Consider the following 14,649-nt stretch of genomic DNA (forward strand, 5'->3'; position numbering starts at 1 on the left):
GCAGCCGCGGCGCCGGCGCCGTAGGGGAGGGCGCCGGCCGGTCGTGGCGGCGCGCGCGTCAGTGCCGGAGCGAGACGTTGGCCAGCGCGAGGCGCGCGTCGTTGACGTACGCGCTGTCCGGGAAGCGGCGGATGAACGACCGCAACGTCGTCTTCGCGTCGTTCCAGGCCTGGATGTCGAGCAGGCACTCGGCGAGGAGGAAGGTCGCGTCATCCATGACCTCCCGGTCGGGCGACGCCTCGGAGAGCGTCATGAGCAGCGGAATCGCGTCGCGCTGCCGGTTCAGCCTGCGGTAGGCGCGCGCCAGGTTGAGGCGGGCCGAGGGGGTGTGCGACGCCGTCTCCTTCTGCCGGATGGCGTCCTCGAAGGCGACCGCGGCCTCGTGCCAGCGGCCCGTCCGCATGTGATCGAGGCCCGTCTGGTACGATTTGATCGAGAGCTCGGAGCGCGACTTGTCGACCGAGTCCGTGAAGAACGCGAGCTCGGCCCGGGTGAGCGGCGCCTTGCGCAGCGCCTCGAAGCCCTCGATCACCTCCTGTCGCCGCTCGGCCCGGATGAGCTCGTAGAACGCCGCTGCGTCGCTCTCGGCCTTGGCGCGCGCGTCGCTCCGCTGCTGCATCTCCTTGAGATCGGCCTCGTGCTTCGCGATGCGGTCGCGCGCGCCCTTGGTCTCGGCCTGGACGGCGTCCACGCGTGCGTCCCAGGCGAGCTTGACCACGCCGATCACCACGATCACGAAGAGCAGGTTCGCGCTCGCGCTGTTCCAGAAGGCGCGCCGCTCGTACACCATCTGGCGCTTGGAAATGCTCTTCAGATCCGCGGCGAGGGCGTTCGTGAGGTTGTTCGTCTTGATGATGAGCCCACGGGATTCCACGATCTCACGCTTGATCTCCCTGAGCTCGTCGTCGAAGTCGTGCATTTTCAGGTCCTGAAACCGTGGCCTGTGCAGGAGGCTGTGCTCGTGCTAAGGGGGCCGCGAACGCGGACCCCCGCGCCGCGCCAGGGTGCCGCGGACGCGGATCCCCGGCCTCGCCGACAGGCCGCCCTTACGCTACCAGGAAGCTCTCCCCATGGACACAAGCGACATCCGAAAAGGCCTCAAGTTTATGGTCGACGGCCAGCCCTACTCGGTCATCGACTTCCAGTTCGTCAAGCCGGGAAAGGGGCAGGCGTTCACCCGCGTCAAGATCCGGAACATGGCGACGGGCGCGGTGCTCGAGCGCACGTACAAATCGGGCGAGAAGCTGGAGCCAGCGGACGTGGAGGAGCGCAGCCTCCAGTACATCTATCCGGAGGGCACCGACTTCGTTTTCATGGACCCGGCGACCGGCGAGCAGCTCACGGTCCCGGGCGACAAGATCGGCGATGACTCCAAGTGGCTGAGCGACGGGATGTCGATCGACGTGACCCTGTTCAACGGGCTGCCGATCGGCGTCAGCATGCCCCCGCACGTGGTGCTCCAGATCGTGAGCAGCGAGCCGGGCATCAAGGGCGACACCGCGAGCGGCGCCACCAAGCCCGCCACGGTGTCGACCGGCGCGACCGTCAACGTCCCGCTCTTCGTGAAGGAGGGCGAGTGGATCAAGATCGACACGACCGACGGCAAGTACCTGGAGCGCGTCAACAGGTGATCCCCGGCTGACCTCCGGGGCCCAAGCGCCGACGGAGGTCACTTCGCCTCGAAGATCACGGCGGCCGCGCCGGCGACGCACGCGACGCGGGCGCCTCCGTTGGCCGGCGCGCACGCCGTCGCCTGCGCGAGGTCGCCGCCCGTCCAGAGGCGCGCGGCGCCGCCCGCGGTCGCCACGAGCAGCCCGCCGGCGGCGGGGATCGCCAGCGTGGCGCCGTCCGGCGACCGCGCCGCGCCCTGAGGCGCGGGCGTCGTGAGCGGGAACGACAGCGCGGACGAGGCCGGCGCGGCCGCGCGCAGGTCGATCGAGATCAGCGCGGCGCCGAGGGCGATGTCGAAGCCGCGCTCGGACGCGGCGAGCGGGACGAAGGGCAGGCGCTCCGTCCCGGCGCAGCGCTCGGGCGCGGCGGCGCCGGGCCGTGCGCGAGGCCCCTGGCCGCGGAGCAGCGGGAGCGGGACCTCCATCTCGCCGACGGCATCGGGCGAGCTGCGGAAGAGCGCGAGCAAGGTGGGCGCGTCGCAGCGCCGCTCGACGGCGACGAGCTCCGCGGGCCCGGCGTGGACGGCGGCGGGCCACGGAGGGATGTCCGTCGCGGACTCGGTGGAGGTCGCCGTGTCGACGCGGACGACGCCCTGCGCGGTCCGGACGAGCAGGGCGCCGCTCGCCTCGAACGCGAGCGGGCCGAAGGCGCCGGTCCTGGTCGGCTGCGGGGCGGCGGCGGTGCGGTACACGGCGGCGGCGGTCGCCGGCGGCGCGAGCTTCGCGACGAGCTTGCCGTCCTCCTTGGCGCGCCCCCCGGCGCCGCCCCGGTCGAGCGCCGCGATGGCCGCGATCGGCGCGCCCCGCGTGGACGCCGCGACCGCCTCCGCGTGGTCGATGGCGGCCGCGAGCCCCGGCTCGCGGCAGCGCACCGGGCCAGCGCCCGTCCAGACGAGCGCCTCGCCGGCGCGCGCGGCGTCGCGGCCGGTGGTCGCCCCGGCGCCGCTTTCGGCGTCGGCGCAGAGGGCGGCGTGGAACCGGCGCAGCCGCTGGGCGGCGGCGGGCACGGCCGGCGCCGTCGACTTGCCGCGCGCGTCCCGGAGCAGGGAGGCAGCGAGGGCGCGCAGCGCCTCGCCGGGCTGGGCCGCGTCGCGCGAGAGGCCGGCGGGGCGATCCAGGAAGACGAGCGGGGCGCGGACCTCGGACGCGGCGCCCGCCGGGGCAGGGAACGGGCGCAGGGCGCCTTCGATTCCGACCGAGACGATGAGGTCGTCGCGGCCGTCCGCGTCGCGGTCGGCGACCTCGAGGGAGGCGGAGAGCGCTTCCTCCGCAGGCGGCGCGCGGAGGCGGAGCTCCAGGGCGAGCTCCGGCGGCGCGCCCGCGCCCGCGGCGGGCCCGGGGAGGCGGATCACGGCGATCCAGCGCGTGGCGCCGGTGCCCGCGGCGCCGCGGCGAGCGCCGCCGCACTGCGGGGCGAAATCGAAGGCGAGCGCGGAGGGGCCGATCTGGCTGAGGCCGACGCGCGGGGTGCACCCCTGCGCGTCGAGATCGCCGGGGAGCGCGGCGAGCGTGCGCAGCGCCTGTGGCCGCGCGGCGGGCGCGAGCAGGAGCTCGCCGCGCAGGCCGTCGGGCGACCGCGCCCAGGCGACGAGATCGCGCGCACCGTCCCCGTCGACGTCGAGCAGGAGCCCGGTCTCGAACGTGCGCCCGGTCGGCGCCGCGGCCACGGGGCCGCCCTCGAGGGGCCATCGCTTGCCGCCCTCTGGCGCCGGGACGCTCGGCACGACCGCGAACCGAGGCGCGGCGGCGTCCGGTGCGCCGGCGTCGGCCTCCGGGCCGGCGGTCGCCGCGCCGGGGCCGACGCCGCTCAGCGGGGGCGGGGAGCCGGAGGGCGCCGCCGAGCCGAGCGTGTAGGGCGTGTAGGGTCTGGAGCTCGGGCAGCCATCGCAGCCGGCGGCGGCGAGGAGCGGGAGCAGGGCGCGGAGGAGCTTCGAGCAGGATCGATCGGGCATCGCGGGCGGATCCGCAGGCGCACCGGTGTGCGGCGGGCGGAGCAGGCGTAGCACGGGCGCCGGGCGGGCGTCGTGGGGCCGGCGCGCCATCCAGCCGCCCGCGCGCCGGATGGCGCCGGTGCGCCTTTCGGAGTAGCTTGATCGAGGGTAGATGAGCGGGCCGAAGCCTCCCAGGGCCGTCGAAGGCGAAGACTATTACCTCGAGGGAGGCCGGGTGGTTTTCACAGAGGCGTATCACCTGAAGCGGGGATACTGCTGTAACTCCAAGTGCCGCCATTGCCCTTACCGGGAGAGGGCGCCGGCAGAGTCGATCTCCGTCGCGCTGCCTCGGCTGAAGCTCCCCTGACGCCGGTGACGCCGGCGCAGCGGCCGAGCCTCCGCGGCGGATCGCGGCGAGCGGCGCCATGCGACGTGCCGCTGTGACGGTATCGCGGAGGCCGCTGCGCACGCGCGCGCCGGCGTCCCGCGGCGGCCTGTGGCGGCAATCCGTCTGCGGTCGATGACGGGCGGAGAGCCCCGGCGCGCCATGGAATGCCGGTTGATCCGGATTGCGTGGAGCGTCTAGGATTTCGCGCCCACATCCGCGCGGGAGCTCCTATGCGTCGCAGTCTTCCCCCTCTGCTCTGCTGCCTCTTGCTCTCCGTGCCGATCGGCTGCGACGCCACGTCGGCGAACAGACCGCCGTCCCACGATACGCCGGCGGAGCAGCCGAGCGTGGACACGGATGGCGATGGGATCAGCGATGCGGTGGAAGGGCGCGACGAGGCGGTCGACACGGATCGCGACGGTCAGCCGGATTTCGAGGACACCGACTCCGATGGCGACGGGCTGTCCGACAAGCTCGAGGGCGCTCCCTTCCCCGGGGAAGCGGAGCCGCGTGACAGCGACGGCGACGGGGTGCCGGATTACCGCGACGAGGACTCCGACAACAACGGGCTACCCGACGAGGACGAAGGCGACGGCGACCGCGACCGCGATGAAACCGCCAATTACGTGGATCCCGACGATGACGGCGACGGCCTCCTGGACGTGGTCGAGCTCGGGCTGGACCCGCTCGATCCGGTGAACACCGACGGCGACATGTGGCCTGATTTCCGTGACAGGGACTCCGACGACGACGGTATCCTGGATCGGTTCGAGAGAGAGTTCGACGCCGACGGCGACGGGATCCCGGCGTTTCGAGATCTCGACTCGGACGGTGACTGCCGGCCCGACGCGATCGAGCGCGGCGACGGCGATCCCGAGCGGCCGCCCAGGGACAGCGACATGGACGGCGGGGGCGATTTCCTCGACCTGGACAGCGACAACGACAGCCTGCTCGACGAGCTCGAGGACCTCAATTGCGACGGCGTGCTCGACCCGGGCGAGTCCAGCACCGCGAGCGAGGACACGGACGAGGACGGCGTGAACGACCTCATCGAGCAGGCCGCCGGCACGGACCCGAACGACGACCTGGACAACCCGCGGGCCAGCGGGGATTTCGTGTTCATCGTGCCTTATCAGAGCCGCCCGGATCCCGCGCAGGACACGCTGGATTTCTCGACCAGCATCTCGCAGGCCGACGTGGTGTTCGCGATGGATACCACCGCGACCATGGGCGGCCAGATCAATCATCTGAAGGGCGCGCTCCAGGAGATGATCGATCAGCTCGCCGAGGAGATCCCGAACATCGGCATCGGGGTGACTCAGTACAAGGACTTCCCGATCGACTCCTACGGGGGCCGCAACGACCAGCCGTTCTACCTGGAGCACCGGGTGATGAGCGTCCTCACGCCGGCGGGGCGCGAGTCGGTGCAGGACGCGGTGAACTACCTCAAGGCCGAGGCCGGCGGCGATCTCCCGGAGAGCGGCTGGGAGGCGCTTTATCAGATCGCCACCGGGGCGGGCACGAGCAAGGGCGGCGCCGACGTGCCCATGTTCAATCCGCTGAGCGCTCCGCCGGGCATGACCCCGGCGGGCGAGACGGTCGGGACCATCGGTGGCGTGGGCTTCCGCTTCGGCTCGCTGCCCATCGTGGTGATGATCACCGACACGCCGAGCCACAACGGGACGTTCGTGCAGCACAACTACGCCAAGTCCAAGGTGGAGTCGCCGACCTATTCGCAGGCGCTGCAGGCGGTGACCCGCGTGGGAGGCCGGCTCATCGGCATGGTCGCCTCCAGCTCGGTCGAGGCGCAAGCCGACCTGACGGCCGGCGTCGTGGCGACGGGCTCGGTGGTCCCGCCGGCGGCGTGGGGGCCGGAGGGCACGCGCCCGCCGCGGTGCGCGGTGGGACAGTGCTGCGTCGGCGAGAACGGGAGCGGCGTGACGGTGGAGAGCGGCAAGTGCCCGCTCGTGTTCCGGGTCGCCAGCAGCGGCGACGGGCTGAACCTGGCCGTCGTGCGGGCGATCAAGGTGCTCACGACCTATGTAACGCTCGACATCTCGGCGGCGGCGGTGGCGGGCGAGACCGACGTGGTCGACGCCGCGAGCGCGTTCATCGACAGGATCATCGCGAACAACAGCGCTCCTGAGCCCTGCACCGCCGGCTTCAGGGTCATCGACAAGAACGTCGATGGCGTCGCGGATACCTATACCAACGTGTTCCCCGGGCCCACGGTCTGCTTCGACGTGATTCCGAAGACCAACGTCTCGGTGCCTCCGACGACGGAGCCGCAGGTGTTCACGGCGAACATCGTCGTCACCGGCGACAGCGTGACCACGCTCAGCACCCGCAAGGTCTTCTTCCTCGTCCCGCCGGAGATCCCGGTGCCCCCCATCGACTGATGAGCCTCCGGCGCTCGCGGCTCCCTGGACGCCCGGCGAGCGCTGCTCCGGCCCCTCCTCGCCGCGCCCGCCGCCCGGGGAGCAGCCCGGGATCCCTCGCCCCCGCTACCTGGCGGGCGATCGCAGGGAAGACGGCTCGTCCGCGGCCACCAGCGCCGTCCCGGGCCCGATGTGGAACGCGTTGCCCCGCCAGGAGACCCGCCGGTTCGAATACGCGTTCAGCCAGCAGAAGAACCAGCACAGCGTCCGGAGCGGCTCCACCGCCACCAGCGCCAGGTTGGAGCGCGCCGGGCGCAGCATCTTCAGGGCCAGGAACGTCCCCAGGCTCTGGAGCGTCCAGGCGAACAGCCACATCTCCAGCGCGAGGCCCGTCGGGTTGAGAAGCAACGTGAGCCACGCGATGAGCAGCGGCGAGTTGAACGGCTCCGCCGCGAAGCAGCGCGGAACGAGCGTGCGCCGCATCTTCGCCCAGCGGGTGTGTCGATCCAGCATGCGCGTGAGAGAGCAGCTCATGTTGCGGTTCTCGATCGGATCCAGGCAGAGATCGACCACGAACCCGCACGCGCTGAAGCGCTGTCCGAGCATGTCGTCCTCCGCCAGCACGTGGGCCACGCTCTCGAACCCTCCCACCCGCGCGAGATCGACCCGCCGCATCGCCATCGATTTGCCCACGCTGATCGACCGCCCCGCGAGCTCGGCGGCGGCGACGACCCCGGGCGCGATGAACGCCCCGAGCTGCGCGTTCTCGACCACCGCGCCGAGCGTCCGCTCCCCCGTGCCCACGACGACGCTCGAGACGAGCCCCACGCCCGGCCGCATCAAGATCGACAGCAGCGAGCGGAGGTAGTCCGGACGGACACACACGTTCGCGTCCGAGATGACGAGGACGCTGCCCTCGGCCCTGCGCTCGAGCTCGAGGAGCTGCGCCACCTTCGGGTTCAACGCCTCGCTCGGATCCGTCAGGCAGAGCCGCGCCTTCAGCTCGGGGTGCGCCGCGATGAAGGCCTGGATCACCGGCACCGCCCGGTCTTCTCGCGAGGCCACGCCGAAGACGATCTCGTAACAGGGGTAATCGAGCCGGGCGAAGGATTCGAGGTTGTCGGCGAGCCCGTCGTCGACGCCCGCGACGGGCTTGAGGATGCTGACGAACGGGGTCGCCCCGCACGGCCGCGACGCTTGGACCGGCGCCACGAGCCGGTGCCGCGCCATCCTCCAGAGGAAGGAGGTTTGGATCGTCGCGTAGATGATGGATGACAGCGCCGTCGGCGCGACCGTCGCCAGGTCTCCCCAATCCATGGATGGCCATGCTGATCGAAGCGCGTGGCGTCTCGATGGCCGGACCGCAAATCCAGCGCTGACTTTTCGCGACCGAGGCGTGACAGGCCCTCATCGCGGTGGTGCGGTCATTTGCCCCGAGAGGGGCCACATGAAGACGGGAAGGCGGGAAGATCATTCGGGTTTTCTTCCCGCCTTCCCGCCTTCATGTTCAAATGACCGCACTGCCCGAGCGCGCCGGCGCGGCCGGGCAGCGTCAGCTGATGCGGCCGATCAGCTCGCGGGTGATGTTCTTCTGGTGCGACTCGAGCGTGCCGCCGCCGATCTCGAGCAGCTTGGCGTCGCGGAAGAACCGCTCCACCTTGTACTCGGTGCAGTAGCCCCAGCCGCCGAGCACCTGCATGGCGTTGTCGGCCACCTCCTTGCCCACCGGCGCGGCGAAGAGCTTCGCCGCGTCGGTCCCGAGCCGGTTTCTCCGCTCGGGGGTGACGTTGCGCGCCACCGCGTAGATGAGGGCGCGCGCCGCCTCGGTCTTGGCGTAGCTCTCCGCGATGTAGCGCTGGATCTGCCCGTGCTCGGCGATGGGCTTGCCGAAGCTCCTCCGCTCTCCGGCGTACTGGATCATGATCTCCAGACAGCGGTCCGCGATACCCAGGCTCATGGCCGCGAGCGTGAGGCGCTCCAGCTCCAGGTTCCTCATCATGTTGCGGATGCCGCCCCCCTCCTGGCCCAGGACGTTCCAGGCGGGCACGACGCAGTCGTCGAAGAGGAGCTCGCTCATCGTGCTCCCCCGCATTCCCATCTTCGGGGTCTTCTCGTCGGTCGAGAACCCGGGGAACCCCCGCTCCACCACGAAGGTCGTGACCCGGCCCTCGATGGTCGCATAGACCAGGAAGATCTGGGCCTCCGGGGCGTTCGTGATGAGCGCTTTGCGCCCCTTCAGGATGTACCGATCCCCGTCGCGCCGGGCGAACGTCTTCATGCCGAGGACGTCTGTCCCGCTCGTCGGCTCGGTCATGCCCATCGCGCCGATCCACTCGCCGGACAGCACCTTCGGCAGGTACCGCGCGCGCTGCTCGTCATTGCCGGCGTGAAAGAAGTTGTTCACGAACAACATCGCGTGGGCGAGATACGCGAGCGTGAACCCGGGATCGCTCTTCGCGAGCTCGTGGTGGACGATCACCGCGGCGACCGCGTCCATGCCCGCGCCCCCGTGCTCCGAGGGCACGGTCACGCCGAGCAGGCCGAGCTCGCCGAGCCGCCGCATCAGGGGAACGTTCAGGGTGGCGCTCCGGTCGTGCTCGTCGGCCTGCGGCTCGACGACCTCACGGGCGAAATCCCGCACCATCTGCCGCAGCATCCGGTGCTCTTCCGTCGGGTTTTCCAGATCGCCTGCCATTGCGGAGGATGACGCGCTCATCGCGGCCCAACGTAGCACGCGCGGCAGCGCATCAGCGATGGGGTGGCACGCCGTTCGCCTCGTCCCCGGACGGACCTTCATCGAAAGGGGCACGAATGAGAAGCTGGACCGATGTGGTGCTCTGGAGCGTGGTGCTGGTCACGCTGCTGACCTGGCTGCTCGCCGTGGTCGGTGTGCTGGCCGTGCATCCGTGGACCCCCGTGCTCCTCGTGATCGCCGCCGCCTTCGCCGTGACCGGGATGCTACGGCAGATGCCCGGGCGGCCGCGGCTCTGAGCCGCCGGGAGCGGCCGGGGCGCCCGGCGGCGCGTCCGTCGCCGTCGCCGGGGGCGAAGGCCCGTCCTGGCAGCAGCGGACACCGGTCGAGTAATCGAGGTAGCTCCTCGGGTGGGCCGTGATCAGCGCCTCGCAGCCTGCGCGGGTCGAGCGCGCGTAGAAGCCGCCGGCGAACGCTCCGCCCGGCTCGTTCACCCACTCATCGAGGTTGCCCACGAGATCGTAGACCGCGTCGCTGCCCCAGCGGCTCCTGCACCGCGGGCTCCCGCCCGTCTCCCGGAGCAGCGGCTCCCGGGCGCTGCGCACGCGGTTCAGCCGGGGATCCAGGTGGCCCATCGACGCGTTGCCGTGGAGCAGCGCGGCGGGGTGCGCCGGCCGGTAGACATTGCACGCGCCCTCCTCGAACGTGTCGCCGTACGGGTACAGCGTGTCGTCCTCGCCGCGGCACGCCGTGACGAACTCCTCGACCGAGCAGAGCCGCTTGCCCGCCGCGGCGCAGGCGCTCTCGGCCACGAGGCCGGTCACGTAGCCGCTCGGCCGCACCCCGGACCGCGAGCGGGCAAGGGCGGCGATCGTCCGGCCGCGCTGCCAGGCGGCGAGCAGCGGCAGGGGGAAGGCGCGCGCGTGGACGTCGCCGATCCGCCGCAGGCCGGTCGACCAGTCGGCGAGGGTGAGCTCGAGCAGGTTCGGGGTCGACGGGTAGTCGGGCGAGAGCGCCTGTCCGGTGGCGCCGTCGACGAGCATCGCCTCGAAGCGATCGACGCAGAACCGGCCGCCGTCGACGGCCACCATGTCCGCCGGACACGCGGGCGCGCCCGGCAGCGCGGCGCCGGGCGCCTCCGCGGGCTCTCCTGCGGCCGGGCGCGCCGCGCCCGCGCTCGCGGGCAGCGCGGGGCGAGCGACGCCGGCTTCGGCCTGCGCGTCGAGGCCGCTCACGGCGCTCCCGAACCACCGCAGGCTGCCGTCGGAGGCCCAGACCGCATCGCCCACCACGCAGGCGCCGGGTGCCGCGAGCTCCGGGACGGTCACGAAGGCGCCCGGCGCCGGGGCCGGGACCGCGCGCCGCGCGGGCTGCCCGTCGACGCAGAGCGCGCCGGTGTCGTCGGCCGGCCAGGGCCGCGACGCGAGCTCGGCGCCTTCGTCGTCCAGCCACACCACGTGGCGCCGGGCCGCGTCGCTGAGCAGCGCGCCCCCCTCCGGCAGGGCGACGAGCCGCACCGCGAGCTCGCCCTCGGCGATCGGCAGCGAGGTCGCGCGCGCCGCGCCGGGCCGGCCGAGCGCGTCGATCGAGAGCGCCACGACCTTGCGCGGATCCGCGGCGCTCACGCCGGCGACGATGGCCCCGCCGCCGCGGCGCTCGCACGCGTCGAACCCCGCGCGCACCGGCGACGCGACGGCGAGGGCGGGCGGCGCGCGGCCTGCGGCGTCGGGGTCGGGCGCGCCGGGCGCGCCGGGCGCGAGCCCGCCCTGAGCGCCGAGCCCGGTGAGCGCGCCCGAGGCGTCGATCCCGGTGACCTGGAGCCTGTCGCCGAGCACCTCGAGGAAGAGCCCGCGCTCGTGCCCGCCGACGAGCGCCGTGCTGTCCTCGTGCGCGCGCCCCCGCAGCGCGGGCACCACGAGCGGCTCGGGCAGGAGCCGCGCCACGTCGGTCCTCGCGAGCCACCAGGACGACCCGATGCGCGCGGCGCGCCGCCTGTCGGTGGGGCGCTCCGGCTCGCCGATCGGCGTGCCCGGCGCGCCGCCGGCGGCGCCTGCCGGCGCTGCGCCGAGGCTCTCCGGCGCCGCCGCCGCGGTGACCAGGGCGCGCGCGTCGAGCCGGTGGAGCTGCCCCGCGGCGAAGGCGAGCCCCTCGCCGTCCGTCGCGAGCGCGCCCCACGCGATGCGCGCGCGCCGCGCCGGGAACGGGTCCGGCTCGCGGCGCGGCTGCCCGTCGGCGCGCGAGGCCGAGAAGAGCCCGCCGGAGATCGTCTGGAAGTACGCGCGATCTCCCGCCCACGCGGCGAGGCCAGGATCGTACCCCGGCTGCCCCGGGGCGCGCCGGGCGCCGCTCGCGGCGATGCGCTCGAGCGCGCCGATCTCGGCCGGCGTGACCGGGGTCGCGTCCGCGAGGCGCGCCGGATCCACGGCGCAGACCGCCCTGGGCGCGGCGCCGGCGACCCGCCGCTGGAGCGAGGGCGCGACGCGCGTCGCCTGGCAGGCCCCGTTGCGGCCGGTGACGTCGACGACCACGGCGCCTGCGCTCGCCGTCACGAGGCGCGGATCCTGGTGTCCGCGCAGCGCGCCGTACTCGAGGTCGCCCTCGACCACGACGGCGCGCCGGCCCGGATCGAGCTTGCCGTCCTCGCCGAGCGAGGCGAAGGCGATCTGCGCGCTCCCGAGCCACGACGTGCTCGTCTTCTTCGAGCTCGCCGCGTAAAACAGGAGGTCGATCGCGCCTGGCCGCCCGCCTGCGTCGATCAGCCCCATGCCGTGGAGCGGCGGCCGGAAGCGCAGCCCGGTGGGGGACGACGTGGCCGCGATCCCTCCGGACGGCGAGACCCAGCGGAGCCGCACCTCGACCTCGGGCAGCGGGTCCGGCCGCTTCGGCCGGGGCGCGGGGCGCGCGGTCTTCGCGGGCCGACCGTCGCGCCCGCGGTGCTCGCCGCGCTTCTTCCGCGTGGCCTTGCCGCTCGCGCCGGAGGTCTTTGTCGGCTGCTTCGGCTTCGCCACCGTCGCCTTGCGGCCGGGGGCCTTGCGCGCGGGCTTCGCCGCGGCGGAGCGCTCGCGCGCGGCGCGCTGGGCCGATGTCGTGGCGCTGCCGCGCGGCGCGGTCTCGGCGAGCTCGAGCAGCGCGACGCGCTCGCCCACGGCGGCCATCGCGTGCGCGCGGATCGGGGCGCACGTGCGCGACGCGGCCGAGGCCTCGCCGGGGAGGATGGCCGTCACGCAGAGCTCGCCGTCCTGCGAGGTGAGCAGCGTGGTGGTCCCGTCCGGGGAGGCGTGGGCGCCGGCGAGGTCCTCGTCGAGGAGCAGGTGCGGCGGTCCGAGCTCGCCGGTGGCAGCGTCGAGCCGCCTGACCCAGCCGGCGCGATCCGACGACAGCTTGGAGAGGAGCAGCACCGAGCGGTGGTCGAGCGACGGCTCGATCGTGAACGCGAGCGGCTGCACCGTCGCGGTGCCGAGCGGCGTGCGGCCGGGGGGAGCTTCGCTCGCCAGGGCGGTCGTGGCGGCGCTGGTCGCCGGCGCGCTCTCCGAGGCCGGCGCCGGGGCCGGGCTGGTGCCGGGCGCGTGCGCCGCGGTGCCGGCCTGTGCGGGCGCGTCCCGCAGGGAGCCGCCGGAGCACGCACCCGCGCCGCAGGCGAGCGGTACGAGCAGGACAGAGAGCACAGATCGGGGGGAGAGGGGGTATCGGGTACGACGCATCCTTCGCTCGCGCTCGGGTCTCCTTGTCCGCGTGGCTGCCCGGGGCGGCCGAGCCTAGCGCGGACGCCGTCCGCACGCTCGCGGTTGGTCCGGAAATGGCAAAGAGGACGCCAAGGGGGCGAGGTGCAGGGGAGATGGAGTCTATTACAAAAGGGTCTATCTAGAGCGGGCCGATGCGACAGGGAATGTCGTCGTGACCGAGCTCATCGCAGGTGAGTGCCCCGTCGTGCGAGTGGCCACAGAGCTCTCGACGCGCCTGGGAGAGCTCCTCTCGAAACCCATCGAAGTCAAGGTGACGGGGGATCCGTACAGCTCGCGAGCGATCCAGATCGGGGACTTCCCACCGATACCTTGCGGTGGAACCCACGTGCGAGCGCTGTCCGAGATTTCCGCCATACGAGTCCTGAGCATCAAGAGGAAAGGGAACCGCGTTCGCGCCGCTTATGACGCGCTACCTCCCTGATTCCTGAACATGAGCCGCTCGACGGACCGAAGCTTGCGGCGTGGGGTCGTGAAGCTGTCGACCAGCGGCTCGGGTCGTAGACGTTCCTCTGGCTTCGTCCGCAGGTCCAGGCTGCCCGGCCGTACCCGTGGTAGGCTTGCCCGGGATGTCCGACCCCTTCCCCAAGGACGCGTCGAAGCCCCCGACGTTCAAGCGGCTCCTGGTCGACGACTACGAGAAGGTCACCGACGCCAGGCTCCAAGAGGCGTGCAGCAGGCTCGGCGCCCGCGTGTGCCCCAAGGTCGGACTGAAGGAGGTCCTGCCCATCGAGGGTAGCGGCCTGCCATTCGAGCTCTTCCGTTATGCCCTCCAGGCCCACTTCGACTTCGTGGTTGTTGACCGCGCCAGCATCCCTCTCTTCGCGGTTGAGTTCGATGGCGCCTCTCACCGGTACGAGGAACAGAAGCGGCGGGACGTGAAGAAGAACGCGCTCTGCGAGCGGTTCCAGTTTCCCCTCCTACGCATCAACTCCCGGCACCTGACCAAGAAGTACCGCGGCATGGATCTGCTGAGCTGGTTCGTGGACGTCTGGTTTGCTGCCCAGGCGTTTGAGGATGCTCAAGAGAACGGGCTCGTTCCATGGGACGAGCCATTTGAGCCAGTTTTTTTTTCGTCACATGGTCGGATCATAAGCGACGATTCCCCCTATGGCTGACGCTCGACATCCAGCAGGAAATACGAGCGTTGTCGGAAGCCGGCAAGTGTCTTGATCCGGCACCGAGTTTCATCATCGGAGCCGACTCCAAGGGCGATTATCATGCCATCTGCTTTCTGGAGGTCACTCACGGCCGAGCGGTTTGCGTCACAACAGGCATGCGTAACCAGAGTTTTCCGGTATTGCTCGGCGATGCGCTCGAACAGATCGTCATCTTCGACATCTACCACGAGCTTCAGCGCGTGCTTTCCGGGGATGCTCGGCTCATCGACATGAAGCGAGTGGATCTGATGATCCGATCGTTCAGGACAACGTATGCGCTTCGGAGCTCGCATAGCGTTGGCAGAGCGTGCTCCTCGCGTTCCTGAACCGTCCGACCCCCTGTCGACTGGCCCTGCCGACCTCTTGGCGATCTCGGAGCCGTCGAAGCCGCGGGCAATGCCGTGCTTGCTGATCAGAGATCCGTCTCCAGCGGCGGCCACATGGCAGCAGCCAGGATCCCAGTCTTCCCGACCGAGCCGCCTGAGAATCCACGGTCAGTGCGATTGGGGCCGCGCCTCAGGGGTTCGGAAGGCCAGCGACGCCGGACTCCACCCGGCGGCACGTGGGGGGGGACGCCCGCCGGCGTGCGGCGGGGCGTGGGGGGACGCCGGCCGGCGTGCGCCGGGGCGTGGGGGGACGCCGGCCGGCGTGCGGCGGGGCGTGGGGGGACGCCGGCCGGCGTGCGGCGGG

At 72.2% G+C, this 14,649-nt stretch carries 12 protein-coding genes; 6 read left to right on the forward strand and 6 right to left on the reverse strand.

Going from position 1 to position 14,649, the window contains the following annotated elements:
* Positions 1-58 precede the first annotated feature (58 nt).
* Entirely contained in the window at positions 59-919 is an 861-nt protein-coding gene (locus tag WMF27_RS46490; RefSeq protein ID WP_437762442.1) for a tetratricopeptide repeat protein, read from the reverse strand.
* 151 nt (positions 920-1,070) lie between these two features.
* On the opposite strand from WMF27_RS46490, the gene efp reads away from it, so the two are divergent.
* Positions 1,071-1,631, forward strand: a complete 561-nt coding sequence (gene efp / locus WMF27_RS46495; RefSeq protein ID WP_437762441.1) for an elongation factor P — start codon at positions 1,071-1,073, stop codon at positions 1,629-1,631.
* 38 nt (positions 1,632-1,669) lie between these two features.
* On the opposite strand, the gene WMF27_RS46500 is transcribed toward efp, so the two are convergent.
* Complete coding sequence (locus tag WMF27_RS46500; RefSeq protein WP_437762440.1) at positions 1,670-3,622, reverse strand: hypothetical protein; 1,953 nt, start codon at positions 3,620-3,622, stop codon at positions 1,670-1,672.
* A gap of 151 nt (positions 3,623-3,773) precedes the next feature.
* Here WMF27_RS46500 and WMF27_RS46505 point away from each other — a divergent pair, with 151 nt between their 5' ends.
* On the forward strand, positions 3,774-3,968 hold the full coding sequence (locus tag WMF27_RS46505) for a DUF5522 domain-containing protein (RefSeq protein WP_437762439.1): 195 nt from the start codon (positions 3,774-3,776) through the stop codon (positions 3,966-3,968).
* Positions 3,969-4,219: 251 nt separating this feature from the next.
* Entirely contained in the window at positions 4,220-6,388 is a 2,169-nt protein-coding gene (locus tag WMF27_RS46510) for a VWA domain-containing protein (RefSeq protein WP_437762438.1), read from the forward strand.
* Between the two features lie 105 nt (positions 6,389-6,493).
* Here the strand turns inward: WMF27_RS46510 and WMF27_RS46515 are convergent, their stop codons facing one another.
* Together WMF27_RS46515 and WMF27_RS46520 are read right to left on the reverse strand one after the other, a co-directional pair.
* Entirely contained in the window at positions 6,494-7,684 is a 1,191-nt protein-coding gene (locus WMF27_RS46515; RefSeq protein ID WP_437762437.1) for a glycosyltransferase, read from the reverse strand.
* 235 nt (positions 7,685-7,919) lie between these two features.
* Entirely contained in the window at positions 7,920-9,083 is a 1,164-nt protein-coding gene (locus WMF27_RS46520; RefSeq protein WP_437762436.1) for an acyl-CoA dehydrogenase family protein, read from the reverse strand.
* A 95-nt stretch (positions 9,084-9,178) separates the two neighbouring features.
* Here WMF27_RS46520 and WMF27_RS46525 point away from each other — a divergent pair, with 95 nt between their 5' ends.
* Positions 9,179-9,358, forward strand: a complete 180-nt coding sequence (locus WMF27_RS46525; RefSeq protein WP_437762435.1) for a hypothetical protein — start codon at positions 9,179-9,181, stop codon at positions 9,356-9,358.
* Here the strand turns inward: WMF27_RS46525 and WMF27_RS46530 are convergent.
* Positions 9,326-12,724, reverse strand: coding sequence for a hypothetical protein (locus WMF27_RS46530; RefSeq protein WP_437762434.1), 3,399 nt, complete (start codon positions 12,722-12,724; stop codon positions 9,326-9,328). The two genes, WMF27_RS46525 and WMF27_RS46530, sit on opposite strands and share 33 nt — an antisense overlap.
* Before the next feature lie 229 nt (positions 12,725-12,953).
* Between WMF27_RS46530 and WMF27_RS46535 the strand changes: the two genes are divergently transcribed.
* The gene (locus tag WMF27_RS46535) at positions 12,954-13,223 is read left to right on the forward strand and encodes a hypothetical protein (protein ID WP_437762433.1); all 270 of its coding nucleotides are present in this window, start codon (positions 12,954-12,956) and stop codon (positions 13,221-13,223) included.
* A 145-nt stretch (positions 13,224-13,368) separates the two neighbouring features.
* Positions 13,369-13,917, forward strand: a complete 549-nt coding sequence (locus WMF27_RS46540) for a DUF2726 domain-containing protein (RefSeq protein ID WP_437762432.1) — start codon at positions 13,369-13,371, stop codon at positions 13,915-13,917.
* On the opposite strand, the gene WMF27_RS46545 is transcribed toward WMF27_RS46540, so the two are convergent.
* Positions 13,908-14,252: a hypothetical protein gene (locus tag WMF27_RS46545; RefSeq protein WP_437762431.1), complete on the reverse strand. Its 345-nt coding sequence runs from the start codon at positions 14,250-14,252 to the stop codon at positions 13,908-13,910. The two genes, WMF27_RS46540 and WMF27_RS46545, sit on opposite strands and share 10 nt — an antisense overlap.
* Positions 14,253-14,649 lie beyond the last annotated feature (397 nt).

It is taken from the genome of Sorangium sp. So ce281 (assembly GCF_051527395.1).
Classification (GTDB): Bacteria; Myxococcota_A; Polyangia; order Polyangiales; family Polyangiaceae; genus Sorangium; species Sorangium cellulosum_B.